Raw genomic sequence first — 26,117 nt, forward strand, 5'->3', positions numbered from 1 at the left:
GACTCGGCGCGCGTGCCTACCCTGGCGGCATGTCGGATTTCCCTGAGCAGACCACCCCGGACGCGGAGCGCGAGGTCGACCTCGACGACGAGACGGAGCTCGAGCTGCCGCCTCCCACGCTCGACCCGGACGAGCGCATCCAGGACGATCAGGACCCCCTCGTCGACCAGGAGCGCGATGAGGCGCGCGGTCTCGGCGGGCTGGACGAGTAGGGCGGCGTCAGCCCAGCTTCGTGCGCTTGGGCGCGTTGCGCCCGGGGATCACGACGTAGTCGGCGTGCTTCGCGAGCAGGCCGTCCCCCGCCGTGCGCCCACGCATCCGGCGCCACACCCACGGCAACGCGTGCGTGCGGAGCCAGTCGCCCTGCGGCGTCGGGTCGTCGATCGGGTCGAAGCCGTGCAGCGCATCATCTAGGCGGCCGAGCGCCTCGGCGTCGGGGATGCCGAGCGCCTCGGCCGCGCGGTACGCGAGGTAGCGGTGCCCGCGTGAGCTGAGGTGCACCATGTCGTCCGCGTACATCGCGCAGTCGCTGAGCGCGGGAAGCGCGGCCGCGTCGAGGAGGTACGAGTCGGTGACCGCCGCGATCCGGCGCAGCTCGGTCGCATACAGCGCGAAGCGACGCGCGAAGATGCGGGCCGCGGGGCGATCGGGCAGGAACGGCGTGACGAGCAGCACGTCGGCGCCGGAGGCGCGGAGGTCGCGCACCACCCTCTCGACGTCCGTCGCCAGTCGCACCGGATCGGCGCTGTGCCCGACGAGGTCGTTGGCCCCCATGAAGACCGACACGAGGTCGGGCTTCATGGCGAGCGCCTGGGGCGCCTGCTCGTTCACGAGGTCGCGGACGCGACGGCTGCGCACCGCGAGGTTCGCGTACTCGAACCGGCCGCGCCCCTGCGCGAGCATGGTCGAGAGCCGGTCGGCCCAGCCCCGGTACTGCCCGTCCGCCATGCGCGACGTGTCGCACAGGCCCTCGGTGAGCGAGTCGCCGAGCGCGATGAAGCGCTTCCACGGCCGGCGCTCGGGCGGCGTGACGACCTCCGGACGCGTCAGCTCGCGCCCGCGGGACGCGTCGTCGAGGGGCCGCAGACGCTGCGCCTCGCGGTAGTAGTCGATCAGCTGGTCGCCCAGCGACTCCCACGTGCGCGCGACCACGCTCTCGCGGGCCGCGGACGCGAACGAGCGGCGCTTGGCGTCGTCGCCCGTGAGGTCGAGCACGCGCTCGCGCAGGTCGTCCAGGTCGCCGGGGGCATACAGCCAGCCGTCCACGCTCGATCGGACGAGGTCGACCGGGCCGCCGCGCCCCGTCGCGACCACCGGCACGCCGCTCGCGAGCGCCTCCTGCACGGTCTGGCAGAAGGTCTCGCTCTCACCCGGGTGCACGAACACGTCGAGGCTCGCGAGCGCCTTGGCCAGCTGGTCGCCGCCGAGGAATCCCGTGAACACGGCGTCCGGCAGCAGCCGCTCGAGCCGCTCGCGCTCGGGGCCGTCGCCGATGATCACCAGACGCACGCCCGGGATCCCGCACAGCACCCGCAGATCCTCGACCTGCTTCTCGGCCGCCAGGCGGCCGACGTAGCCGACGAGCAGGTCGCCGCGGCCGATCTTCGCGCGCCAGCTCTCGCTGCGACGCTCGGGGCGGAACCGCTCGGCGTCGACGCCGCGCCCCCACCGGCGCAGGCGATCGACGCCCAGCGCGGCGAGCTGCGACTCCGAGGCCGAGGACGGCGCGAGCGTGAGCGTCGCGCGCTTGTGGAGTCGCGCGACGTGCGCGGACGCGAGGGGGACGGCGCCGGGGACGCCGTAGCGCTCGGTGTAGGCGATGACGTCCGTCTGGTAGACCGCGACGCTCGGCAGGCGCAGCGCGTCGGCCGCGACCTGGCCCTTCCATCCCAGCGCGAACGGCGATGCGAGGTGCACGACGTCGGGGTGGAAGTCGCGCAGCACGCGCGCGAGACGCGCGGTCGTCGGATAGGCGACGCGGACCTCCGGGTAGGACGGCATGGGCAGGGACGGAAGCAGCTCGGTGCGGCCGTGCGGGGCGCGCTCGGCGCCGCCGCCGTCGGGTGCGACGACGAGCGTCTCGTGGCCGCGTCGCTCGAGGTGCCGGATCATCTGCAGGACGGAGTGGGTGACCCCGTTCATGTGCGGGAGGAAGGACTCTGCCACCAGTGCGACCCTCATGACTCCAGCGTGGCGGTCGCGGATGTCGCGAGGCGGCGCCGGGCGCGCCGCTTCGCCGAGCGTTCATCCGGCCTGCCCCGAATCTTCACCGCCCCTCCCCCGGAGCGTCATGGGATCCCCGGATCGCCCTCGTGCGGCGGGAGCCGGGCAGGATGGAGGGACCACCCGCCGACGAAAGCGAGCCTCGCGTGTTCCAGAGCCGCCATCCCTTCGACGACATCACGGTCGAATCGCTGCGCGAGGTCGGGAGCCTGAAGTGGACCGCGTTCCCGGACCGGCTGGCGGCCTGGGTCGCGGAGATGGACTTCGGGATCGCGCCGCCGATCACCGACGCCCTGCATGCGGCCGTGGACCGCGGCGCGTTCGGCTATCTGCCGACCGCCGACGGCACCGCCATGGCGGAGGCCTTCGCGGACTGGTCCGCGCAGCGGTACGCGTGGAGCGTGAACCCGGGAGATGTCCACGCGTTCCCGGACGTGATCAGCGCGCTCGAGGTCGCGATCGAGCACTTCAGCGCGCCCGGCTCCGCGATCGTGGTGCCCACGCCCGCGTACATGCCGTTCCTGACCGTGCCGCTGCTGCACGGTCGCCGCATCATCCAGCTGCCGCTCGCGCGCGACGGCGAGCGCTGGGTCTACGACCTGGACGCGCTGGATCGCGTGCTCGCGGAGGGCGGCGGCCTGCTTGTGCTCTGCAACCCCCACAACCCGATCGGCAAGGTGCTCGACGCCGCGGAGATGGCGGCGATCGGCGAGGTCGTGGAGCGGCACGGCGCCCGGGTGTTCTCGGACGAGATCCATGCGCCGCTCGTGTACCCCGGCCGCCGGCACGTCCCCTACGCGTCGGTGAACGAGGTCACCGCCGGCCACACGCTGACCGCGACGTCGGCGTCGAAGGCGTGGAACCTGCCGGGCCTGAAGGCGGCGCAGGTCGTCGTGTCCAACGCCGCCGATCGCGCGCGGTGGCTGACGGAGGGCGCGATGTGGGGGCACGGCGCCGCCAACCTCGGGGTGATCGCGAACACCGCCGCCTACACCTCCGGCGGCGCGTGGCTCGACGACGTCGTCGGCTACCTCGACGACAACCGCCGCCGACTGGCCGAGCTGATCGCCGAGCATCTCCCGGGCGTGCGGTACACGGCCCCGGATGGCACCTACCTGGCGTGGCTCGACTGCACGGCGCTGGATCTGGCGCAGGCGCCGGCCGCGTTCTTCGGCGAGCGCGCCGGCGTGTCGCTCACGGACGGCGCCATGTGCGGCGAGATCGGGGCGAGCGCCGTGCGGTTCAACTTCGCGACGCCTGGGCCGATCATGCAGCGCGCGGTCGAGGCGATGGGCGAGGCGCTGCGCACGCGCTGAGACGCCGTTACCCGGCCGTTCACCGACGGCGGGTACACACGTGCCGTGGATGAGCTGATCGCCGACCTCGCGGCGAACCCGTGGGCGCTCGTCGTCCTCGCCGGGGTCGTGTTCGCCGACGCGTTCCTGGTCGTCGTGCCCGGCGAGGTCGCGGTCACGGCTCTGGGGACGGTCGCGGTCGCGCAGGGTCTTCCGCCGCTGTGGTCGGTCATCCTGATCGGCGGGCTGGCGGCCTTCGCGGGCGACGTTTCGTGCTACCTGATCGGGCGGCTGCTGCATCCGCGCTCGTGGCGCCCGCTCCAGCGGCCGAGCATGCAGCGCGCGCTCGACTGGGCGTCGCGCCGGCTGCACACCCACGCGGCGACGGCGGTGTTCACCGCGCGCTTCATCCCGTTCGGCCGCCTCGCGGTGAACCTGTCCGCCGGCGCGGCGAGCGTGCCCGCGCTGCGCTATCTGCCGATCGCCGGCGGCGCGGCGCTCGCGTGGGCCGCGTTCCAGGCGCTGGTCGGCGCGGCGATCGCCTCGATCATCCCCGGCGGCACGGTCGTCGCGGTGATCGTGTCGATCGTGATCGCGCTGGCCGTGGGCTGGACCGTGGACTTCGTGCTGGCCCGCGTGCGCCCGGTCGACTGACCGGGTGCTGACCTAGGGTCGGCGTGTGAGACCCGAGGAGCTGGGGCGCGGCGCGCTGCCCGTGCGACGCATCGAGGAGCACCCGCTGGCGCCCGCCGACAGGAGCGGCTGGCCGGCGGCGCTTGCGCCCGTGCGGCAGGTGCTCGACGCGGGCCTGGACCTCGGTGCCGTGACGGTGCTGACGGGCGAGAACGGGGTCGGCAAGTCGACGCTCGTCGAGGCCCTCGCCGTCGCCTACGGCATGAACGCGGAGGGCGGATCGACCGGCGCGATGCACGCGACCCGCGCGTCGGAGTCTCCGCTGGGCGAGCACCTGCGGCTGGTGCGCGGGGCGGGCGCCTCCCGGCGCGGGTTCTTCCTGCGCGCCGAGACCATGCACGGCTTCTACACGTACCTCGAGGACGTCGGCATCGGCGCCGCCCTTCACGAGCGCAGCCACGGCGAGTCGTTCCTCGACCTGGTCGGGGAACGGACGTCGATCAGCGGCCTCTGGGTGCTCGACGAGCCGGAGTCGGCGCTGTCGGTGTCGGGCTGCCTGGCGCTGCTCGCCCTCCTGCGCGAGCTGGTGGCGAACCGATCGCAGGTGGTCCTGTCCACGCACTCGCCGATCCTCGCCGCCTTCCCCGGCGCGGAGCTGCTCGAGCTCGGCGCGTGGGGGATCCGGCGATCGACGTACGACGACCTCGATCTCGTGCGCACCTGGCGGCTGTTCCTCGACGCGCCGCAGCGCTTCCTCCGGCACCTGGACTGAGGCGGCCCCAGCCCGCGGGAACTGATTGACTTCTGCAGTGGCACGCACGCGCAACCCCCTCTGGCAGACCCTCGTGACGCTGCGCGGCAATCCGCGGGCGTGCGTGTGGACCGAGCCGCTGTGGGGCCTGTCGATGGCCCTCGTGCTCCCCTACCTGTCGGTGTTCATGCTCGCGCTCGGCGTGCATGACGCGCAGATCGGGCTGATCGCCTCGGCGGGCATGGTGTCGCAGGTCGTGTTCGGCTTCGCGGGCGGCATCATCACGGATCGCCTCGGGCGCCGCTGGACGACCGCCGTGTTCGACGTCATCGCGTGGGTCATCCCGTGCGTGATCTGGGCCTTCGCGCAGAACTTCTGGTTCTTCCTGGCCGCCGCGCTCGTGAACGGCGCGATGCAGGTGACGTCGAACTCGTGGGACTGCCTCATGGTCGAGGACGCCGAGCGCAGTCAGCTCACGCAGATCTACTCGCTCGTGCGCGTGGCCGCCGACTGCTCGGCGCTGTTCGCGCCGATCGCGGCGATCCTCGTCGCGCAGCTCGGGCTGGAGCCCGCCGTGCGCCTGCTGTTCGTCAACGCGGCGATCGTGATGCTCGCCAAGGTGATCTGGCTGTATCGGTGGTCGCGCGAGACGCGTCGCGGCGAGATCCGGATGGCGCAGACGCGCGGCGAGAGCGTCTGGCGCCTGCTCGCCGGCTATCGCGGCGCGCTGGGCCTGCTGCTGCGGTCGCGCGGCGCGCTGCTGGCGCTCGTGATCGCCGCGCTCGTGGCGGCGGTCACACTCGTGAACGGCACGTTCTGGCAGGTCGTGGTCAGCGCGCACCTGCACGTGCCCGACGCACTCCTGCCGTTCTTCCCGATGGCGCGATCGCTGCTGTCGATGCTGTTCCTGTTCACGCTGATCCCGCGTCTCAGCACGGGCGTCGACCTCAAGGCCGCGACCCTCTGGGGCTTCGGCGTGTACCTCGCGGGCCAGGTCGTGCTCGTGCTGATCCCCGCGGCCTCCGGCGCCGCCGATGCGCGGACCTACGCGCTGCTCGGGGTCTGCCTGCTGCTGGACAGCTTCGGGGCGGGGATGGTGTTCATGCTGTCCGAGTCGCTCGTGGCGCTGCACGTCGACGAAGCCGAGCGCTCGCGCGTGATGGCGCTCCAGCGCACGGTCATCATGCTCGCGGCCGCGCCGTTCGGCTGGATCTCCGGCTGGCTGTCCGGCATGGACCGGACGTGGCCGTTCCTGCTGACGTCGGGCCTGCTGCTGCTCGGCCTCGTCCTCACGGCGGCGCGGTGGGTGCCGCACCACGATGTGGCGGCGGCACCCACCGCGCGGACCGTCGAGAGCGCCTGATCACTCCCCCGCGAGACCGCCCAGCAGGTGGCCGAAGCCGCGTCCCTGTCCCAGGTAGGTGTCGGGGTCGAACGGGTCGGTCGCGGTCAGCGACGGCTTGGCCGCGATCGCCTCGGACAGCTCGCGCGCCCCGCGCTCGATGCGGGCGCTGAGCGGCGCGACGTCGTCCTCCTTGCCGCCCCAGTCGCTGGATGCGGCGAACACGCCGGTCGAGACGGGCTCCGCGTGCAGGTACGCGAACAGCGGCCGGATGGCGTAGTCGATCGCGAGCGAGTGGCGTGCGGTGCCGGCGTTCGCGCCGATCAGCACGGGCTTGCCGCTCAGCGCCTCGCGGTCGAGGATGTCGATGAACGACTTGAACATGCCCGAGTAGCTCGTCGAGAAGATCGGCGTGACGACGATCAGCGCGTCGGCGGCCTGCACCTTTCCGAGCATCTCCTCGAGCGCGGGCGGCGCGAAGCCGGCGAGCAGGTTGTTGGTGATGTCGTGCGCGTAGTCGCGCAGCTCGAATGCCTCCGCGGTCGCCTCGATGCCGCGCTCGGCGAGCTCCGCGACGGTGGCCGCGGCGAGGCGGTCGGCGAGCATCCGGGTGGACGAGGGCGTGGAGAGCCCCGCGGAGACCACCGCGATGCGACGGGTGTCGGTCATGATCGTGATCCTTCCTTGCTCAGCGGGTCGCTGCCGCGCCGAACGCGGAACCGGCCTTGGGGGCGGCGGCGGGCGTGTCCTGGTACGGACCGCCCACCGTGAGGTTGTTGCCGCCCGCGGCGTTCGGCCGCGCCTGACGCGGCTCGGCGTCGCCGTACACCGCGCGCACGCGGGCGGCGTGGGTGGGGCCGTCCGGCACCTCCGCCGGACGGTTCTGCGCCAGCTCGCGGCGCAGCACCGGCACGACCTCGCCGCCGAGCAGGTCGAGCTGCTCGAGCACGGTCTTCAGCGGCAGGCCCGCGTGGTCCATCAGGAACAGCTGGCGCTGGTAGTCGCCGTAGTAGTCGCGCATCGCGGCGTAGCGGTCGATAACCTGTTGCGGAGAGCCGACGGTCAGCGGCGTCATCTCCGTGAAGTCCTCCATCGAGGGACCGTGGCCGTACACGGGCGCGTTGTCGAAGTACGGGCGGAAGGCCGTGACGGCATCCTGCGAGTTCTTCGCCATGAACGCCTGCCCGCCGAGGCCGACGATCGCCTGCTCGGGCGTGCCATGACCGTAGTGCGCGTAGCGCTGGCGGTACAGCTGGATGAGGCGCTGGTAGTGCTCCTTCGGCCAGAAGATGTTGTTCGCGAAGAAGCCGTCGCCGTAGTACGCGGCCTGCTCGGCGATCTCGGGCGTGCGGATCGAGCCGTGCCACACGAAGGGCGCGACGCCGTCGAGCGGGCGCGGCGTGGCCGTGAAGCCCTGGAGCGGCGAGCGGAACTTGCCCTCCCAGTCGACGACGTCCTGGTCCCACAGCTGGCGCAGCAACGCGTAGTTCTCGATCGCGAGCGGCAGCCCCTGGCGGATGTCCTGTCCGAACCACGGGTAGACCGGCCCGGTGTTGCCGCGGCCCATGACGAGGTCGACGCGGCCGCCCGTGAGGTGCTGCAGCATCGCGTAGTCCTCGGCGATCTTCACCGGGTCGTTCGTCGTGATCAGCGTGGTGGCGGTCGACAGGATGAGCTTCTCGGTCTGCGCGCCGATGTACGCGAGCGTCGTCGTGGGCGAGGACGAGAAGAACGGAGGGTTGTGGTGCTCGCCGAGGGCGAAGACGTCCAGCCCGACCTCCTCCGCGTGCTTCGCGATGGTGACGATGTCGCGGATGCGCTCGGCCTCGCTGGGGGTCCGGCCGGTCGTGGGGTCGGTGGTGATGTCGCTCACCGAGAAGATGCCGAACTGCATCTCCGAGGTCTCCGGCTGCGACGTGGTGGTCTCGCTCATGGCTGCTTCTCCGATCCGTCCCGTCGTCCGGCGGGCTACGTGGTCATCCGACATTTGTATGCGGCTGAATATACCTCGTGCAACGCCGCCGCGTGAGATCTATTCCCATGCTCCTCCTCCTGACGTCCCGATCGCTCGCGGCATAGTGTTGTCAGGATGAGCACAGCACCCGCGACCGGCTCGGTCCCCCGCCAGCGCCGGCGGGTCCCGTACTGGGACAACGCCCGCTTCGCGTGCATCGTGCTCGTGGTGCTGGGTCACGCGATCCAGCGACTCACGTACGACTCGGACATCGCGTACGCGCTGTACCTCGTGGTCTACGCGTTCCACATGCCCGCGTTCGCGATCATCTCCGGCTACTTCTCCAAGTCCGATCCGCCCTCGCGGCGCCAGATGGCGCGCGTGATCACCGACATCCTCGTGCCGTACGTCATCTTCGAGGCCCTGTGGTGGCTGACGAAGGGACTCGTCGAGGGCGATCCGGATCCGAACCTGACCCAGCCCTCGTGGACCCTGTGGTTCCTGCTCGCGCTCGGCATCTTCCGGCTGATCCTGCCGTACCTCGCGCTGCTGCGCTGGCCGCTGCTGTGGACCGTCGTGATCTCGATCGGCGTCGGCTACCTGCCGAACGTCGACAGCACGTTCTCGCTGTCGCGCACGCTCGGCTTCCTCCCCTTCTTCGCGCTCGGCTGGTGGCTGCGCGAGCACCAGGTGGTCGACAGGCTGCGGCTGCTCGAGCGCAAGGCGTGGTGGGCGCGCATCAGCGCCGTGGCGGTGTTCGCGCTCGCCGGATTGACGGCGTGGGCGGGGCTCGAGGGCTGGCACGAGATGGACATGCGCAACTGGCTGTTCTACGACCAGGACTACGCGCACTTCCTCGGCACGGATCCGGTCACGGGCGTGCCGTGGTGGGCGGGCGGCGTGCGTCTGCTGCTCATGGGGGTGGCGCTCGTGCTGTGCGCGGCGTTCTTCGTGATCGTCCCCCGCGGCCAGTTCGCCTTCACGCCGCTCGGCACGTACACGATGTACATCTATCTCCTGCACTCGTTCGTGCTGTACCCGTTCCGCGAGTCGGGAGCGCTGCGGGACCTCGAGCCGACGTGGCTGTGGCTGCCCCTCGTGATCGTCCTGTCCGTCGCGATCACGGTCCTGCTCGCCTCCAAGCCCGTGCGATGGGTGTTCCGCCCGCTCGTCGAGCCGCGCTCGCGATGGCTGTTCCGCGATCCCACGGTGACGCCGCAGTCGGGTCGCGCGGTCGATCCGACGGGCGCGCGCCGCCGCCCCGCGAAGCCGTCGGAACGACCCGGCGCGGACGCCTGAGCGGGGCCCCGGTTCCCCGGAGCCCCGCCCAGCACGCTGCAGACCTCAGCCGAGCGCGACCGCGATCTCGTTGGGCGCGGCGCTCAGCTCGGCCGTCGCCACGGTCTCTCCCGTCGTCAGGTCGACCGCGTGCACGGCGTTCGACGCGGGCTCGGTGACGTACGCGATGTCGCCGTCCACCTTGATCGCCGGATGCGCGTCCTGCCACTCGGCGGGGCCCTCCCACGGCTCGATCACCGGGTAGGAGTCGGTGAGCTCACCGGTCTCCGGATCCAGCACATGGATGGAGCCGTCTGTCGCCAGGATGTACGCCAGGTCGCCGGGACCGCGCGCCACGTCACGGAAGGTGTACTGCACGTCCTCCGGCAGGTCGACGACCTCGTAGGTCTCTGCCGCGGTGTCGATGAGAGTCACGGCGTTCAGCAGGTAGCCCTCCGCGTCGGGGTCGTTCTTGTAGTCGCCCACCACGATGGGGCTGCTCTCCGAGACGTACGCGTTGCCCATGCGACCGTACTCGTCCGGAGCGTCGAGCTTGACGAAGGCGCCGTCCTTGAACAGCAGGGCGCCATCCTCGCAGCCGAAGACCACCGCCTCATCCGCCGCGGTGCCCTCGCCGTGGATACCCGGGCACTCGTCGCTCGAGGCGGCCACATCCCAGTGGTCGTCGTGCGGGTGCAGCGCCATGGCTCCCGTGCGCGAGGTCTCGTCGCCCACCGTGGTGAGCAGCGTGCCGTCCTCGAGCACGATCGAGACGCCGTGGTGTGCGGCATCCGCCGCGTAGGTCTCGGTCTCCGGCAGCGCCTGCGCCCCCGGCTCGACGGCGTCGGTGTCGACGATCGTGGTGGTGCCCGTGCCGTCGTCGAACAGCACGGTGCGGCCGTGGTGCACCACGACGTGGCCCGGCGTGGTCGCGTCGAAGACGAGATCGGTGAGCTCGGGCGCGGCCGTGTCGAGCAGCTGGAAGCCCTCGGACGTGGTGACGGCGACATGCCGCCCGTCGCCGAACGGGTTGAGCCGCGTGAAAGGCTCGGTGGAGACCTCGCCGACGACCTCGAGTGTCGCGGGGTCGAGCACGGCGATCCCGTTCTCGTAGGCCACGGCGACACGTCCCACCGCAGGCGCCTCCTCCGGCGCTGCGCTCGTCTCGGCCGCACCCGGCGTCGCGGACGGGCTCGCGCACGCCGTCGAGACGAGCGCGGCTCCTGCGAGCGCGGCCGCCGCGGCGATCAGTCGCGTCTGTCGTTTCATCGTTTCCCTTTCCATGGATGACCTCATTCGGTGAGGCCCTGTGCGATGCGCTCCGTGTTGGCGCGCATCATCGTCAGGTAGGTGTCGGCGCCCTCGCCCTTCTCGGTGAGCGACTCGGTGTAGAGCTCGACGACCTCGACGTCGATGCCCACCTCGCTCGCGAGCGCCTGGACCAGGCGGTCCGGCTGAGAGGACTCGGCGAAGATGGCGGGCACGCCGGCCTCCTCGATCGCCGTCGCGAGATCGTGCAGGTCGGCGGCGCTCGGGGCGGCGAGCGTCGTGCCGCCGGGAATCACCGCGCCGATGATCCGGAAGTCGAAGCGGTCCGCGAGATAGCCGAAGACGTGGTGGTTGGTCACGAGCGCGCGGCGGTCGTCGTCGATGGCGGCGAACCGGTCGCGCATCTCGAGATCGAGCAGTCGCAACTCGTCACGGTAGGCCTCCGCGTTCGCCCGGACGGCGGCCGCGTCGATGCCCTCGATCGCGCCGAGGGCGTCCTCCAGCCCGTCCAGGACGTCGTGCATCCGCTCCGGATCGGTCCAGAAGTGGGGGTCGGCTGCGCCGTCTGCCTGCTCGGCGCTGTAGGCGAGCACCTCGATCGCGTCGCCCGCGACGAACTGGGGCACACCCGCCTGCGCCGCGCGCTCGAGGTGCTGCGCGAGGCCCTCCTCGAGGCCCAGTCCGTTGGAGACGACGAGGTCGGCCGCGGCGAGCTGCGAGGCCTCCTGCGCCGAGATCTCGAAGGAGTGGGGATCCGCGTTCGGCTTCATGAGGACGCGCACGTCGGCCTCGTCCCCCGCGACGTTGCGCACCACGTCGCCGAGGATGTTCGTCGTCACGACGATGTCGACGCCCGCCTCGCCCTCGCCCGCGGCGTCGGCGCAGCCCGTCAGTGCGAGCGCGACGGCGACGGCCGCACCGGCGCCCGTGAGGCGGCGGAGCCGGGCGGCGCTCATCGCCCCACCTCCGCGAAGAAGTCGGGACGCGTCGGCGTCTCGAGCGTGCGGGCGATGCGCGCCTCGTCGGCGTACGCGATCTCGTGCACGACGCCGGTCGCCGGGTCGTTGAGGTAGGCCCGCTGCGCGTCGACGGACAGGCCGACGCCCGGCCCGTCTGCGGCGTCGACGAGCGGCTCCGTCACCGCGCGTTCCTCGCCCGTCGCGGCCGCGTACACCCGCACCCGGCCGTCCTCGTCCAGTGCGACGACGTTGCCGTCGGCGTCATCGGCCGCCACCACGCTCACGAGCGGCACCGCCGTGCGGACCAGCTGCCATGCGCGCTCGCGCGCGTCCAGCAGCCAGAAGCCCTGATCGCCGGCGAGCGCCGCGACCGTGGGGCGGCCCTTGCGCGCCTCGAAGGCGCTGGCGCGCTCCGCGGTGGCGCCTTCCGGGTACGGGATCCGCTCGAAGGCCGGATCGCCGCCCTCGAGCGTGGCGAGCACCGCGCCGTCCGCGCAGCCCACGACGAGTCCCGCCCGTGTGGCGATCGCACCGGACGGCGACGCGCACGCCACGACGCCCTGCGCCGCGGTCCCGTCCGCGCCGTGGAAGCTCAGCCCTCCGTCGGCATCGCTCACGAGCGCCCCGTCGCCGAGCGGCGCGACGACGCCGTCCGCCAGACCCGTCTCGACCCGGAGAGTCTCGACGATGCGTCCCCGGGAGAGCTCGGCGTTGTCGAGCAGCACGGCCTCACCCGATCCGGCGAAGTACAGCCCGGTCCCGCCCGCCGTGGAGAGCGGCCCGGTCGAGACGCTCACCGGCCCCTCTCCCCGCACCTCGCCGACGACCGCGGGCTCGGCCCGGTAGTAGTGGAAGTGGTCGACGTGGTCCCACGTCCAGACGCCGCTGTCGATCACGCCGACGCCGCCGTCGACGGCGACGAACACGTAGCGCCCGTCGGTCGCGACCGACTCCGGCTCACCGACGGTGCCCAGGCGCGACGCGCTGCCGTCGAGGAGATCCAGGGAGCCGACGGCTCCCTTGTCGTCGATCGACACGAGCTGCAGCGGCGGCTCGGCGACCTCGGCGGCCCCGGCGATCTCGCCGTGACCGGCGGAGGACTCGGTGGGCGTCTCGGCGGGTGACGCGGGGGCGCCCGACGCGCACCCGGCGAGGACGACGAGCGCGAGGGCGCCGGTGAGGAAGGTGAGGGGGCGTCGGTCGGTCATCGGTTCCTTTCGAACGGTCAACGGAGGGCCTCCACGGGCTCGGCGTGGGAGGAGGCCAGGCGCAGGCGCCGGGTCATGTCTCGCAGCAGCGCGGACAGGCCGGCGAGGAGGATCGCGCTGCCCGCGATGGACGCCCCGGCCGCCGTGCCCGCATGCCACGAGACGAGCAGCCCGATCACGACCGCCGCGGTGCCGAGCGCTGCGGCGAGCAGCATGGTGGACGGGATGCGGGTGGTCCACGCACGCGCGGCCACGGCGGGCCCGAGCAGCAGTCCGACGACGAGCAGCGAGCCGACCGCCTGATAGGACGCCACGACGGCGAGCGTGACGAGGCCGGTCAGCACGATCTGGGCGAGCTGGGGCCGCAGCCCCAGCGCCTGCGCGATCCGTCGGTCGAACGCGGTCGCGACGAACGTGCGGTGGAAGGCGGCGGCGAGGACGATCGTCAGGACCGCCGCGAACGCGAGGAGCAGGATGTCGCCCTCGCCGATCGCCAGGATGTCGCCGAAGAGGATCGTCGTGGCGTCCGTGGCGAAACTGCGGGCGTGCGACACGATGATCACACCCAGCGACAGCATGCCGACGAACAGCAGCCCGATGCTCGTGTCGTAGGTGAGACGGCCGCGTCGCTGCAGCGCGCCGATCGCGGCACTCATCGCGATGGCGCTGACGGCGGCGCCGAGCACGGCCGGCGCGCCGATCACGGTGGCGACGGCGACCCCGGGCAGCATGCCGTGGCCGATCGCCTCGCCGAGGAAGGCCATCCCCCGGATGATCACCCACGTGCCGACCACGCCGCAGATCACGGCGACGAGGGCGCCGCCCAGCAGAGCGCGCAGCACGAAGTCCGCGCCGAAGGGCGCGGTGATCCAGGGAAGGAAAGAGGGCATGGTTTCGGAGTCTAGGCATAAATGAGAACGATTATCAATTGCTATAGTTGATCGGGTGCCTCCTCATCGCGACGCCCTGTCCGCCCGCTCCGTGTGCTTCGCCTACGACGGTCGCGACGTCCTGCACGACGTGTCCCTGCGCCTCGGCTTCGGCGAGGTCGCCGCCCTCGCCGGACCCAACGGATCGGGCAAGTCGACGCTCGTCGAGCTGCTCGCGGGCGTGCGCACGCCGCGCTCCGGCCGCATCGCCCGCTCCGCCGACGTGGCGCTCGTCGTGCAGCGTCCCCACGCGCCGGACACCCTCCCGCTCACGGTCGCCGACACGGTCGCGATCGGGACGTGGCGCCGCACGTCGCGGCACTCTTCCGGACGACCGGCGGGAGCGGCGCAGCGGGCCGCGATCGCCGACGCCATCGCCCGCGTCGGGCTGACCGGACTGGAGCGGCACCCCTTCGCCGACCTCTCCGGCGGACAGCGCCAGCGGGCCCTGATCGCGCAGGCGATCGCATCGCGCCCGAGCATCCTGCTGCTGGACGAGCCGGCCGCCGGACTCGACGCGGGCAGCCGCGTCCTCGCTCGCAGGATCCTCGCGGAGGAGGCCCGCCGCGGAGCGGCCGTCGCCTGCGTGACACACGACGACGACGCCATCGCCGCGGCGGATCGCGTCATCCGCCTGAGCGACGGCCGGATCGCCGCGCCCGTGCCCGACGCGGCGGAACACGCGTAACAATCCGCGCCGCGGGGCCGGTCTGTGACGTCACACGTTCGCGCACGCCGGATCCGATTTGTACGGTCGCATGCATGACCGATCTGAACCTGCCGATCCTGGACCTCTCCCAGCTCGACGAGGGTCCCGAAGCGGCGGCCCGCTTCCGCGACGACCTCGCTGCCACGACGCGCGATGTCGGCTTCTTCTACCTGGTGGGCACGGGCGTCTCGCCCGAGCTCGAGGAGCGCGTGCACCGCGTCTCGCGGGCGTTCTTCGACCTGCCCGAGGAGGACAAGCTCGCGATCGAGAACGTCACGAGCCCCCACTTCCGCGGCTACACGCGGGTCGGCGGCGAGCGCACGCAGGGCAAGGTGGACTGGCGCGAGCAGATCGACATCGGCCCGGAGCGGCAGCCCGTGACCGACCCCGAGGCGGCGGACTTCTTCCGCCTGCAGGGGCCCAACCTGTGGCCCGACGCGCTGCCCGAGCTGCGCGAGGTCGTCACGGAGTGGCACGACAAGCTGACCGAGATCTCCCGCAAGCTGCTGCGGGCGTGGGCGGTCGCACTGCACGCCGAGGAGGACTACTTCGACAAGCACTTCGGCGAGCCCGCCACGCTCATCAAGATCGTGCGCTACCCCGGTGTGCACACCGAGGAGCCGCAGCAGGGCGTCGGCATCCACAAGGACTCCGGCGTGCTCACGCTGCTGTGGGTGCAGCCCGAGCGCGGCGGACTCCAGGTCGAGCGCGACGGCCAGTGGGTCGACGCCCCGCCGGTGCCGGGGTCGTTCGTCGTCAACATCGGCGAGATGCTCGAGTACGCCACGCAGGGCTACCTGCGTGCGACCAACCACCGCGTGTTCTCCCCGCGTGCACCGCAGGACCGGATCTCGATCCCGTTCTTCTTCAATCCCGCCCTCGACGCGCGCCTGCCCATCCTCGAGCTCCCCGCGGAGCTCGCCGCCCAGGCCCGCGGCGTCGAGCAGGATCCGTCGAACCCGATCCACTCCCTGTACGGCGAGAACGCGCTCAAGTCGCGCCTGCGGGCGCACCCGGACGTCGCGGAGCGCTGGCACGCCGACCTGCTCGCCGCGCGCGTCTGAAACGGCTAGCGTCGCCGCGCGCGACGCACAAGGGGGAAGAGTCCGGCATGGTGCGCGCCTAGCGTGGGATCATGCCGGACGTCGCCGTTTTCGCCCCCTCCCCCACGCTGACCGTCACCGTGGAGGACCACGGGATGGACGGCGACGGCGGCGCCCCGGAGATCCATGTCCATGCGGGCGGTCAGGGCGTGTGGCAGGCCCGCATGCTGCGGCGACTGGGCGTCACCGTGACGATCTGCTGCACGCTGACGGGCGAGCTCGGCCGCATCGTGCGCGTCCTGCTGGAGGACGAGGGCTTCCGCGTCGTCGGCATCGAGCGCGAGGGCAGCGGCGCCGCATACGTGCACGACCGCCGGGCCGGCGAGCGCGAGGCCGTCGCCGAGACGCAGGGACATCCGCTCGGGCGCCATGACCTCGACGAGCTGTACGGCGCGATGCTGCGGGAGGGAATCGACGCCGGACTGGCGATCCTGAGCGGACCGGACGGCGACGGCGTGCTGCCGGCCGACACGTACCGGAGGCTCGCCGCGGACCTGCGCACGAACGGCGTGCGCGTCGTGGCGGACCTTGCGGGCGACCGGATGACCGCCGCGCTCGAGGGCGGCGTGGACGTGCTGAAGGTCAGCGACGAGGAGCTCGTCGCGGACGGGCTGCTGACGGAGGACGAGAAGGACACCGAGGACGTGCTGCGCGCGATCGACGAGCTGCGATCCCGGGGCGCCGACACGGTGATCGTGACCCGCGGCGGCGGCACGTTCGTCGTGCGCGAGGACGAGACGGTCCTCGAGGTCACTCCCCCGCAGTTGGAGATCGCGGATCACCGGGGTGCGGGCGACTCGCTCACGGCCGGCGTGTGCGCGGGGCTCGCCGCGGGTCAGTCGCTGCGCGACGCGATCGTCACGGGCGCGGCCGCCGGCGCGCTGAACGTCACGCGGCACGGTCTGGGGACGGGTGACATGGAGACGATCGACCGGCTGCGCGACGCCGTGGATGTGCAGGAGCGCGGCGCCGGTTCCGACGACAGCCGCGGCCGGATCAGCCCCGAGGGGCTCGCCGCGCTCGCCGAGAGCGACGAGCATCCGCACCGACGACCGGAGGAGGACGCATGACGCGCGTGCTCGTCACGAACGACGACGGCATCGACGCCGCAGGGCTGCACGCCCTCGCCCGCGAGGCCGAGCGGCAGGGTCTCGACGTCACGATCGCCGCGCCCGAACGCCAGTCGAGCGGCGCCAGCGCCTCGATCGTGGCGGGCGAGGAGGAGGGGCGCATCGCCATGGAGGCGCGGACGCTCGACGGCCTCGAGCGGCTTCCCGCGTATGCCGTGCGCGGCGGCCCCGGCCTGATCGCCCTGATCGCCGCGCACGGCGCATTCGGCGACCCGTTCGACGTCGTCCTCTCGGGCGTGAACCACGGTGCCAACGTAGGGCGCGCGATCCTCCATTCCGGCACCGTGGGCGCCGCCCTGACCGGCGGGCTGAACGGAGCGTGGGCGCTCGCGGTCTCCCTCGATGTCGGCATACGCCCCGAGGCGTTCGAGTGGGATGCCGCGGCCGCGACGGCCCTCGGCACCCTGCCGTTCCTGCTGTCGCTCGAGCGCGGATCCGTCCTGAACCTCAACGTGCCGAACTCCCCCGCCCACCGTGGCGTGCGCGAGGCGCCGCTCGCGCCGTTCGGCATCGTCCAGACCACGCTGAGCGAGCGCGACGAGAAGCACATCCGCCTCGCGGTAGAGGATTTGCCGAACGTGCCGGAGCCGGGCACGGACGCGGCCCTTCTCGCGGAGGGCTTCGCCACGCTCACGGGAATCGAGCCCGTGTCGCACCGACCCGTGGGCTACGCGGATGCCGACGCCCCCGGCCGCCAGACCGCATAGGAACGGCGAAGGCCCGCCCCACACCTGGGACGGGCCTTCGAGAAGACGATTGAACGCTGGTGCGTTGCTGCCTTATCGACGCAGACCGAGACGCTCGATGAGCGAGCGGTAGCGGTTGATGTCGATGTCCTGCAGGTAACCCAGCAGGCGGCGGCGCTGACCGACGAGCAGGAACAGACCACGACGCGAGTGGTGGTCGTGCTTGTGCTCCTTGAGGTGCTCGGTGAGGTCCTTGATGCGCTGCGTCAGCATCGCGACCTGCACCTCGGGGGATCCGGTGTCACCGGGGTGCGTCGCGTACTCTTCGATGATCGCCTTCTTGACGTCTGCTTCCAGTGCCATAGAACCGATCCCCTCTCTCCTCATTGCGCGGCGCCCGTCACCTGATGCGCGAGCTCTCTTTATCCGCGGCCGATCGAACGGCAACCACAAGAGTCTACCAGCGATGGAACACATCGCGCACCGCGCGGCGTCCGCCCGTTCTGGCACCGACTAGCCTCGATCCGTGCAGCACCAGATCCGAGCCCGCGCGTGAGCGCGCGCAGCCACTTCGTCGACATCCGCCCCCTCACCGAGAGCCCGGCCTTCGCGCGGCTCTGGGTTGGCACACTGCTCGGCGGGCTCGGAAGCCAGCTGACGATCACGGCCGTCATGCTGCACATGTACGCGCTGACGGGTTCAACGTTCGCGGTGTCGATGATCGCTGTCGCCGGTCTCGTGCCCATGATCGTCGCGGGCCTGTACGGCGGGATGCTCGCCGACCACTTCGACCGCCGCCTCGTGGCACTGACGGCCGCCACGATCGGCTGGACCTCCACGGTGCTGCTCGCCGTGCTGGCGTGGACCGGTCACATCGACGCGCCGTGGCTGTATGTGCTCTCGATCGTCAACTCGGCCGCGAGCACGGTCGCCGGGGCGACGAAGGCGGCGATGACGCCCAAGCTCGTGGGCACGCATCTGATCGCGGCCGCCGCCGCGCTCACCGGCATCACGTCCGGCGTCATGGTGCTGGTCGGTCCCGCGGTCGGCGGCGTGCTCGTCGCGCTGTTCGGCTACCCGATCACCTACACGATCGACGCCGTGCTGACCCTGTCGCTGTTCCTCGGACTCGCGACCCTGCCGCACCTGCGGCCCGAGGGGCAGACCGACCGCCCGGGGCTGCGCTCGGTGCTCGACGGCCTCGCGTTCCTGAAGATCGCGCCGAACATCCGGATGCAGTTCATCCTGGACGTCGTGGCGATGACCTTCGGGCACCCGATCGCCCTGTTCCCCGCGATCGGCGTGGTGCTGCTCGGCGGCGGGGAGGTCACGTCGGGCCTGCTCATGGCGGCGATCGCCGCGGGCGTGCTCGTGTCGAGCCTGTTCTCGGGCCGGATCGGCACGGTGCGTCGCCAGGGGGTCGGGATCGCGCGCGCGATCCAGGCGTTCGGTCTCGCGACCGGCCTGTTCGGCCTCGTGCTGCTCGCCGCCGCACTGGGCCTGTCGGATGCCGGCACCGTGGACGCCGACCATCCCGACGTGCTGCTGATCGCGCTCGCGTGCGTGTGCCTGGCCCTCACGGGCGCGGCGGACAACATCAGCTCGATCTTCCGGCAGACCATGCTGCAGGCCGCCGTGCCCGACGCGGTGCGCGGCCGGCTGCAGGGCATCTTCATGGTCGTCGTGGCGGGCGGGCCGCGGATCGGCGCGCTCTACACCGGGCTGCTGTCGGGAATCGCGCTGTGGTTCCCGCCGCTCGCCGGCGGCATCGCGATCGTCGCGATCGTCGCCGTGATCCTGCGCTTCGCGACGCGCTTCCGCGCATACGACGCGGAGAACCCCACGCCCTGACCCGCGCAGTCCGCCCGGGACAGGTGCGCCTCAGGCGCGCAGCGCGAGAGCCTCGCTCACCCACCGGGTGTGCAGACGCCACGGATCGTCGACGCCCGCGGACAGCGCGGCGGCGTGCGCGCGGAGCCGCCCGCTGAGGCGGAACCACTCGGTGCGCGCGAATCGCTCGTCGGCGAACTGCTCGTGCCGGCGGCGCTCGACGAGCCGGTCGCCGCGCTCGAACGCGAGCAGCTCGTCGTACACCAGCGCCGCCAGCCGGCGCCGGGGCTGCGCGGAGGTGCCGATCTTCACGCGGTCGCCGTAGCGCACGTAGTACACGACGTCGATCCGCGGCGGCGGGAGCTCGCCGTCGACGACGTCCCCCTGCCGCCATTCGCACACCGCGCAGAGCCAGCCGCTGGGCCAGCGCACGCCGAGCCGGGCACCGCACAGCGCGCAGGGCGACGGCAGCAGGTCGGTCACGCCCGCGGCGCCCTCGCGCCACTCGGCGACCTCCCGCAGATGAGCGGCGCACAGCGGCGCGGGCGCGCCCGGCTCGAGCGGCCGCGGACATCCCGCGACCGCGCATTCCGCGACGCGCGACGTGCTCACGGGGAGACAGTACGCCGGGGCGCCGACAGTGCGCCCTTTACCGCAGCCCACGGCACGGCGCCAGACCCCCGTGCTCTCGCGGCGAATCAGTAACGTGGACATCCGGGAGAGGGGGACCTCATGGTCGTGCAGACAACCGTGGGCCGTGAGGCGACGAGGCGCGAGAACCAGCGCCGGCTGCGGTCGACGACGCGCCGGCAGGCGGTCGTCCGCCTTGTCGTCGTGCTCGCCGCGATCGCCGGGATCAACTACGTCGCCTGGCGCTGGCTCTTCTCGGTCAACTGGGACGCGTGGTGGATCGCGGTGCCCCTGGTCCTCGCCGAGACCTACAGCCTGATCGACTCGCTCCTGTTCGGCCTCGGGGCGTGGCGTCTGCGCGAGCGTCACGATGCGCCTCCACTGCGCCACGACGTCACGGTGGACGTCCTGGTGACGACGTACAACGAACCGCTCGATCTCGTGATGAACACCGCGCGCGCGGCACAGGCGATCGCATACCCCCACGAGACGTGGATCCTCGACGACGGCGACAGGCCCGAGCTGCGCGCGATGGCGGAGGCGGAGGGCATCGGCGTGATCAGCCGCTCCGATGCATGGCGCGACCGGCCGCGCCATGCGAAGGCCGGGAACCTCAACAACGCGCTCATGGTGACCGAGGGCGAGTTCCTGCTGATCCTCGACGCCGACCAGGTGCCCGATCCCCGCATCCTCGACCGCACGCTCGGCTGGTTCGAGGACGAGAAGGTCGCGCTCGTGCAGACGCCGCAGTGGTTCGTCAACGTCCCGCCTTCCGACCCTCTCGGCAGCCAGGCGCCGCTGTTCTACGGGCCGATCCAGCAGTCCAAGGACGGCTGGAACGCTGCGTTCTTCTGCGGATCCAACGCCATCCTGCGACGCGAGGCGCTCATGCAGCTCGGCGTCTCGCGCTACGTCGGCGAGGTGACCGTCGCGGTGAACAGGGCCGTGCGCTCGTCGCGGCGCATCCTCGCGCGGGCGCGACGAGACCACCGCCAGGATCGCCGCGTCCTGTCGGCGCTGAACGAGGTGTCGGCGGCGCTGGATGACGTCAAGTCGGACCTCGCCCACGGCGAGGGCCTGGCGGACATCACCTTCCGCTTCCAGCGGCGCATCGACGCGGTGCGCACGATGATGAGCGGCCAGGACGTCGAGAGCGTGCGGGCAGAGCTGGCCGAGCTCGCGGAGTTCACGCTCGACGCCGCGACGCTCGCGGCGATCGACGACATCACGCTCGAGGGCCTGCACGACCGGAGCCTGTCGCCGCTGGCCGCCGTGGAGTCGATCAGCATGCTCGTCGACGCCTTCGAGGTGGGCCGCGAGGCGGAGGCGCAGGCGATCATGCCGCTCGCGACGATCTCGGTGACCGAGGACATGGCCACGTCCATGCGCCTGCACGGGCTCGGCTGGCGCTCGGTCTACCACGACGAGGTGCTCGCGAAGGGCCTCGCGCCGGACGACCTGCCGACGATGCTCACGCAGCGGCTGCGCTGGGCGCAGGGGACGATGCAGGTCATGTTCCGCGAGAACCCGCTCGTGCAGCCCGGCCTCAGCCTCGGTCAGCGCCTCATGTACTTCTCCACGATGTGGAGCTATCTGTCGGGCTTCGCCGCGATCGTGTACGTCGCCGCGCCCGTGCTGAACCTGTCCTTCGGGACCATGCCGGTGATCGCGTTCAGCTTCGACTTCTTCATCCGGTTCATCCCGTTCTTCCTGCTCAACCAGCTGCTGTTCCTCGTCGTGGCCAACGGCAGACCGACCTGGCGGGGCGCCCAGTACTCGCTCGCGCTGTTCCCCGTGTGGATCCGGGCCGTCACGAGCGCGTTCGGCAACGTGTACCGCGGCCGGACGCTGGCGTTCTCGGTCACCCCGAAGACGCGGACGACTGAGAACCGCCCGCGCTGGGACCTCGTGCGCCCGCAGCTCTACGTCATGGCCGCCATGGTGCTCTCGCTGCTCGTCGTCGCCATCCGCTACGCCGCAGGACAGGCGGAGGGCATCGCGCCGCTCGTCAACATCGCCTGGGTGCTTTACGACCTCGCGGTGTTCAGCATCATCATCCGCGCCGTGCTCTATGCGGCGACGCCCTATCCGGAACTGAAGGAGAACTGACATGCTCGAGCTCGATGTCGAGGCCCGCGACGGCGCCCGCATCGTCGTTCCCCGAGGGCGCCTGTCGATGGTGTCGGCGCGCCCGTTCCGGGAGCAGGTGGCCGAGACGATCGCCGCCGCCGACGGTGCACTGATCGTGCTCGACCTGTCGCAGACGGACTTCGTCGACTCCTCGGGCCTCGGGGCGATCGTGGCATGCCTGAAGACCGCGCGTCAGGCCGGCGGGGACCTGCGGCTCGCCGCGCCGTCGGAGCAGGTGACGATGGTCCTGCGCCTGACGAATCTCGATCGGGTGATCCGCCCCCGCGTCACGGTCGAGGAGGCGCTGCGTGACTGACGCCGCTCCCCCAGCGACGGCGACCGCGGCGCCCAGGGTCTCACGTGCCGGCGCTCGTGAAGCGAGGGATCCAGCGCGCCGCCGCCGCCGTCGGGCTCGCCCTGCTGGCGGCCATCGGGATCGGCGGCCCCGCTCAGGCGGCGACGTCGGACGCCCCGGTCGAGCAGACCGGGACGTGGTTCGGGCCCGAGCTCGACTGGGCCGAGGACAGCCCGCAGGGCTATGTCGACCGTCTCGGCGAGACCCCCGCCACGTACGCGGTGAGGCTCGGATACCCCCTCGACGACGACTCGCGCCAGCGCTGGCAGCGCGCCGCATCGGACGTCGCCGCGCAGGGCGCCGTGCTCACCCTCACGCTGGAGCCGACCGCGGCGCTCGAGGATCTGAAGGCCGAGGACGCCGAGATTCTCGCCGCGCAGCTCGACACCGTGCATGAGCAGTACGGCACGCACCACCTCGTCCGCTTCGCTCCTGAGATGAACGGATCCTGGACGGACTGGGGTCAGCAGCCGGCACAGTACGTCGGCACCTTCCGGACGCTCGCCGAGCACGTGCATGACGGGTCGTCGGGGGCCGAGATGGTGTGGGCGCCGTCGTACGGCGCCGGCTATCCGTTCGAGCGCGCGGACGGACGTCTCGCCGACCTCACGCCGCGGGCACTCGCGGATCTCGACACGGACGACGACGGCCAGCTGACCGAGTCCGACGACCCCTATGGCCCCTACTGGCCCGGCGACGCCGCCGTCGACCGCGTGGGACTGACGCTGTTCTACTTCGGCAAGGGCGAGGCCGGGGCCGCCGCGGGGCGCGACGTGCCGCTCGAGGCCAACAGCGCGCCCGACCCCGGGGAGGTGGAGGCCCGCCTCGACGAACGCTGGGGCTACACGGTGCCGCAGGCGGCGAGCTTCTACGACCGGTTCGCGCGCGGCGAGGGCCTGCCGATGCTGCTCGACACGGGGGCTCTCTACGACCCGGGCCTCGACGGCGACACCGAGCTCCAGGTCAAGCAGGGCTGGTGGCGTCAGATCCTCGACGCCCTCGGCGAGCGCCCCCGCATCGACGCCATCACGTGGCTCGAGGTGGAGCGCGCCGAGGCCGAGGCCGGCGAGCAGGAGGTCGATTGGCGCGCCACGGCCGACGACGAAGTGGCGGAGGCGCTGCGCGAGGACCTGATCGGCAGCGGGCTGTTCGAGTGGGGCCCGATCACGGAGGTGATCACTGCGGAGCAGGCGAACGCGGCGACCGTCCAGGTGCGCGAGGCCGACGCCGACGACGAGATGAACTGGATCACGGGCAGCGCCGCCGTGCTCGCCGTCGCGTTCCTGGCATCCGGCATCGTGGGGCGCCTGCTGCCGAAGTGGCGGTACGAGGACGACTCCGGCGCGCGCGACCTGCGCATCGACATGGTGCGCGGCTTCGTGATCATCGTCGTCGTGGTGACCCACATCGAGGTGACGAGCCCCTACTCCTTCGCCTCCCTGAAGGTGATCGGCGCCATCACGGGAGCGGAGCTTTTCGTGCTGCTGAGCGGCATCGTGCTCGGCATGGTGTTCCCCGCCGCCGTGCGGCGCGGTGGCGAGTGGGCCGCCGCTCTCGGCGCGTGGGCGCGGGCCCGCAAGCAGTACGTCGTCGCGCTGGCGGTGATCCTGCTCATCTTCGCGATCGGCTTCCTGCCGTTCGTCGACACCTCCGCCGTCACGACCTTCACCGACCGCGGCACCGGCGAGGACGGCACGGCGACGCAGGGGCGCGTCTACGACCTGTACCCGAACGCCGACCGCCTGCTCGACTATCCGCCGCCGTGGTACGCCGTCCGGCAGTTCCTGCTGCTCGAGATGGGTCCCTGGCCGTTCAACATCATGGGCCTCTTCGTCGTGCTGAGCCTGGCGTACCCGGCGCTGATGTTCCTCATCAAGCGCCGCCTGTGGTGGCTCGTGCTGCTGATCAGCTGGGGCCTGTACGCGGTCCACATCGTCTTCCCCGACTACGCGCCGCTCTCCTCCCAGTTCGACGCCGTGTTCCCGCTTCTCGCCTGGCAGGTCCTCTTCACGCACGGACTCGTGATCGGCTACTACCGACGGCAGATCATCCGTGCGATGACGACGCCGATCGGGAAGATCGCCGCGGGCGTGTTCGTCGTGGGGTACGTCGGCTTCCTCGTCTACCTCTGGGCGGGCGACGCCTTCGGATTCGTCCCCGCCCCGTTCCCGGCCGACCTCTACGGCATGCTCTACGACAGCGGGTACCCCCGCATCGACATGCACTGGGGTCGCCTGCTGAACATCGTGCTGGTGATCCTGTGCAGCTACGCCGTGCTGACGGTCGCGTGGAAGCCGTTCGACGTCACGATGGGCTGGCTCTGGATCCCCCTGGGTCAGGCGAGCCTGTACGTGTTCATCGTGCACGTCTTCTTCGTGCTCGCCGTGGCGAACATCCCCGGGCTGGATCGCTCCAGCGTGTGGCAGGGGACGCTGATCCACACCGCGGTCATCGCGATCATCTTCCTGATGGTGAAGAAGAGGTTCCTGTTCGGTGTGATCCCGCGCTAGTGGATCGAGACGATCATCGCGGTCACGTCGTCGTCGACCGTGTGCTCACTGACGCGCACGGCGAGGCGGACGAAGAAGTCGTTCGTCACGCCCCGCGCCCGTCGCAGGTCCTCGGCGATCATCTGCAGGCTGGCCAGCGTGGAGTCGTAGGCGTCGAGCGCGCCGTCCGAGACAGACACGATGACATCGCCCGGCCGCACTGTGACGCGTCCGGACTCCCACTCCACGTCGCCCGGCCGCAGGCCAAGCGGCAGGTTGCGCGAGAACAGGCGCGTGACCGTGCCGTCCGCGCCGAGCAGCAGCGTGAGACCGTGCCCGGCGTCCACGTAGTCGACGACGCCGGTCGTCGTGTCGATCACGGCGTGGAAGAGCGTCGCGAAGGTCTCCTGATAGGCCGGGACCTCGCGCGCCTGGTCCTCGACCGACAGCAGCGCCTCGACCGGGTCGAGGTCGCGCCGCTCCTGCAGCGCCGCGATGAGCTCCTCGGCGAGACCGCTGGCGACGGGCCCCTTGCCCATGACGTCCGCGAGCGTCACGACGACCTTGCCCTCGAGCTGCATCCAGGCGCTGCGGTCGCCGCTGAGCCGGTTGAACGGGATGGAGAGCGACGCCACCCGCACCTCGCCGTCGGCGGTGCTGTCCTCGTCCGTCGACGGCGCCACCGGGAGGGCCTGCGCGTCCCCCGCCCCGAACGCCGCGGGGTCGCCGTGCCGGATCTCGGCCTGCGCCCACCTGCCGAAGCGCTCGAACGCGTCGAGGTCCTCGTCGGACAGCTTGCCGGGGCTGGGGTCGAGCAGGCACAGCGTCGCCACCGTCTCCCCCGCCTCGGTGCGGATCGGGAAGCCCGCATAGAAGCGAACCCCGTGCTCGGCGACGATCCCGCGGTGCGCGAAGCGCGGGTCCTCCGCGCCGTCGGGGACCTCGAGGACGCCGTCCTGCTTCATCGTCTCGGCGCAGAACGAGTCCTCGGGAGGCGTGTGGCGGAAGTGCGAGCCGTCGGGCTGCGACTTCGTGTAGATCGTGGCGGAGTTGACGACGTTCATGACCACCTTGTCCACGTCGAACACCTCCTGCGCGAGGCGCGTGATGCGGTCGAAGCGCTCCTCCGGCGGCGTGTCCATCAAGCCGAGCCGTTCCACGGCCTCGTCCGTGCCTGCCAGATCCGTCATCATCGCCTCCACGTCGTCCGTCTT

24 protein-coding genes are annotated in these 26,117 nt (G+C 71.6%); 14 read left to right on the plus strand and 10 right to left on the minus strand.

What is annotated here, in order from left to right:
• Positions 1-29: 29 nt before the first annotated feature.
• Positions 30-212 (plus strand): hypothetical protein, encoded by a 183-nt coding sequence (locus BJP60_RS10680; protein ID WP_203135735.1) that lies wholly within the window; start codon positions 30-32, stop codon positions 210-212.
• Between the two features lie 7 nt (positions 213-219).
• Here BJP60_RS10680 and BJP60_RS10685 read toward each other — a convergent pair whose 3' ends face one another.
• The gene (locus BJP60_RS10685) at positions 220-2,181 is read right to left on the minus strand and encodes a GDSL-type esterase/lipase family protein (RefSeq protein ID WP_203135736.1); all 1,962 of its coding nucleotides are present in this window, start codon (positions 2,179-2,181) and stop codon (positions 220-222) included.
• A gap of 188 nt (positions 2,182-2,369) precedes the next feature.
• Here BJP60_RS10685 and BJP60_RS10690 point away from each other — a divergent pair, with 188 nt between their 5' ends.
• The 4 genes from BJP60_RS10690 to BJP60_RS10705 are packed head-to-tail and all read left to right on the plus strand — an operon-like array spanning position 2,370 to position 6,265.
• On the plus strand, positions 2,370-3,539 hold the full coding sequence (locus tag BJP60_RS10690) for a MalY/PatB family protein (protein ID WP_238439392.1): 1,170 nt from the start codon (positions 2,370-2,372) through the stop codon (positions 3,537-3,539).
• 45 nt (positions 3,540-3,584) lie between these two features.
• The gene (locus tag BJP60_RS10695) at positions 3,585-4,172 is read left to right on the plus strand and encodes a DedA family protein (RefSeq protein ID WP_203135738.1); all 588 of its coding nucleotides are present in this window, start codon (positions 3,585-3,587) and stop codon (positions 4,170-4,172) included.
• A gap of 25 nt (positions 4,173-4,197) precedes the next feature.
• Positions 4,198-4,923 (plus strand): AAA family ATPase, encoded by a 726-nt coding sequence (locus tag BJP60_RS10700; protein ID WP_238439393.1) that lies wholly within the window; start codon positions 4,198-4,200, stop codon positions 4,921-4,923.
• Between the two features lie 37 nt (positions 4,924-4,960).
• On the plus strand, positions 4,961-6,265 hold the full coding sequence (locus BJP60_RS10705) for an MFS transporter (protein WP_203135739.1): 1,305 nt from the start codon (positions 4,961-4,963) through the stop codon (positions 6,263-6,265).
• On the opposite strand, the gene BJP60_RS10710 is transcribed toward BJP60_RS10705, so the two are convergent.
• Together BJP60_RS10710 and BJP60_RS10715 are read right to left on the minus strand one after the other, a co-directional pair.
• Positions 6,266-6,913 carry a CE1759 family FMN reductase gene (locus BJP60_RS10710; RefSeq protein WP_203135740.1) on the minus strand — a complete coding sequence of 216 codons (648 nt, stop codon included), beginning with the start codon at positions 6,911-6,913 and terminating at the stop codon, positions 6,266-6,268.
• A 19-nt stretch (positions 6,914-6,932) separates the two neighbouring features.
• Positions 6,933-8,138: an LLM class flavin-dependent oxidoreductase gene (locus BJP60_RS10715; protein ID WP_442923424.1), complete on the minus strand. Its 1,206-nt coding sequence runs from the start codon at positions 8,136-8,138 to the stop codon at positions 6,933-6,935.
• Between the two features lie 195 nt (positions 8,139-8,333).
• On the opposite strand from BJP60_RS10715, the gene BJP60_RS10720 reads away from it, so the two are divergent.
• A complete protein-coding gene (locus tag BJP60_RS10720; RefSeq protein WP_203135742.1) occupies positions 8,334-9,497 on the plus strand; it encodes an acyltransferase family protein in 1,164 nt (387 codons plus the stop codon).
• A gap of 45 nt (positions 9,498-9,542) precedes the next feature.
• Here the strand turns inward: BJP60_RS10720 and aztD are convergent, their stop codons facing one another.
• The 4 genes from aztD to aztB are packed head-to-tail and all read right to left on the minus strand — an operon-like array spanning position 9,543 to position 13,802.
• Complete coding sequence (gene aztD / locus BJP60_RS10725) at positions 9,543-10,745, minus strand: zinc metallochaperone AztD (RefSeq protein ID WP_238439394.1); 1,203 nt, start codon at positions 10,743-10,745, stop codon at positions 9,543-9,545.
• A gap of 23 nt (positions 10,746-10,768) precedes the next feature.
• A complete protein-coding gene (gene aztC, locus BJP60_RS10730; RefSeq protein WP_203135744.1) occupies positions 10,769-11,701 on the minus strand; it encodes a zinc ABC transporter substrate-binding protein AztC in 933 nt (310 codons plus the stop codon).
• Entirely contained in the window at positions 11,698-12,912 is a 1,215-nt protein-coding gene (locus tag BJP60_RS10735; RefSeq protein ID WP_203135745.1) for an ABC transporter, read from the minus strand. Before BJP60_RS10735 ends, aztC begins: the two co-directional genes overlap by 4 nt.
• A gap of 17 nt (positions 12,913-12,929) precedes the next feature.
• Complete coding sequence (gene aztB / locus BJP60_RS10740; RefSeq protein ID WP_203135746.1) at positions 12,930-13,802, minus strand: zinc ABC transporter permease AztB; 873 nt, start codon at positions 13,800-13,802, stop codon at positions 12,930-12,932.
• 55 nt (positions 13,803-13,857) lie between these two features.
• Here aztB and BJP60_RS10745 point away from each other — a divergent pair, with 55 nt between their 5' ends.
• From BJP60_RS10745 to surE, 4 genes are all read left to right on the plus strand, one after another.
• Complete coding sequence (locus BJP60_RS10745) at positions 13,858-14,529, plus strand: ATP-binding cassette domain-containing protein (protein ID WP_203135747.1); 672 nt, start codon at positions 13,858-13,860, stop codon at positions 14,527-14,529.
• A gap of 74 nt (positions 14,530-14,603) precedes the next feature.
• Positions 14,604-15,614, plus strand: coding sequence for an isopenicillin N synthase family dioxygenase (locus BJP60_RS10750; RefSeq protein WP_203135748.1), 1,011 nt, complete (start codon positions 14,604-14,606; stop codon positions 15,612-15,614).
• A gap of 71 nt (positions 15,615-15,685) precedes the next feature.
• A complete protein-coding gene (locus BJP60_RS10755; RefSeq protein ID WP_203135749.1) occupies positions 15,686-16,723 on the plus strand; it encodes a 1-phosphofructokinase family hexose kinase in 1,038 nt (345 codons plus the stop codon).
• Positions 16,720-17,490, plus strand: coding sequence for a 5'/3'-nucleotidase SurE (gene surE, locus BJP60_RS10760; RefSeq protein WP_203135750.1), 771 nt, complete (start codon positions 16,720-16,722; stop codon positions 17,488-17,490). The genes BJP60_RS10755 and surE overlap by 4 nt, the downstream gene beginning before the upstream one ends.
• Before the next feature lie 72 nt (positions 17,491-17,562).
• On the opposite strand, the gene rpsO is transcribed toward surE, so the two are convergent.
• Positions 17,563-17,832, minus strand: a complete 270-nt coding sequence (rpsO, locus tag BJP60_RS10765; protein WP_005048780.1) for a 30S ribosomal protein S15 — start codon at positions 17,830-17,832, stop codon at positions 17,563-17,565.
• Between the two features lie 189 nt (positions 17,833-18,021).
• Between rpsO and BJP60_RS10770 the strand changes: the two genes are divergently transcribed.
• Positions 18,022-19,320 (plus strand): MFS transporter, encoded by a 1,299-nt coding sequence (locus tag BJP60_RS10770; RefSeq protein WP_203135751.1) that lies wholly within the window; start codon positions 18,022-18,024, stop codon positions 19,318-19,320.
• A gap of 30 nt (positions 19,321-19,350) precedes the next feature.
• On the opposite strand, the gene BJP60_RS10775 is transcribed toward BJP60_RS10770, so the two are convergent.
• The gene (locus BJP60_RS10775; protein ID WP_203135752.1) at positions 19,351-19,911 is read right to left on the minus strand and encodes a GIY-YIG nuclease family protein; all 561 of its coding nucleotides are present in this window, start codon (positions 19,909-19,911) and stop codon (positions 19,351-19,353) included.
• Positions 19,912-20,031: 120 nt separating this feature from the next.
• Here BJP60_RS10775 and BJP60_RS10780 point away from each other — a divergent pair, with 120 nt between their 5' ends.
• The 3 genes from BJP60_RS10780 to opgC are packed head-to-tail and all read left to right on the plus strand — an operon-like array spanning position 20,032 to position 24,924.
• On the plus strand, positions 20,032-22,038 hold the full coding sequence (locus BJP60_RS10780) for a glycosyltransferase family 2 protein (RefSeq protein WP_203135753.1): 2,007 nt from the start codon (positions 20,032-20,034) through the stop codon (positions 22,036-22,038).
• A gap of 1 nt (position 22,039) precedes the next feature.
• A complete protein-coding gene (locus BJP60_RS10785; RefSeq protein ID WP_203135754.1) occupies positions 22,040-22,375 on the plus strand; it encodes an STAS domain-containing protein in 336 nt (111 codons plus the stop codon).
• A gap of 44 nt (positions 22,376-22,419) precedes the next feature.
• Entirely contained in the window at positions 22,420-24,924 is a 2,505-nt protein-coding gene (opgC, locus tag BJP60_RS10790; protein WP_203135755.1) for an OpgC domain-containing protein, read from the plus strand.
• Here the strand turns inward: opgC and BJP60_RS10795 are convergent.
• Positions 24,921-26,093: a SpoIIE family protein phosphatase gene (locus BJP60_RS10795; protein ID WP_203135756.1), complete on the minus strand. Its 1,173-nt coding sequence runs from the start codon at positions 26,091-26,093 to the stop codon at positions 24,921-24,923. The two genes, opgC and BJP60_RS10795, sit on opposite strands and share 4 nt — an antisense overlap.
• Between the last annotated feature and the right edge of the window lie 24 nt (positions 26,094-26,117).

It is taken from the genome of Microbacterium sp. JZ31, assembly GCF_016805985.1.
Classification (GTDB): domain Bacteria; phylum Actinomycetota; class Actinomycetes; order Actinomycetales; family Microbacteriaceae; genus Microbacterium.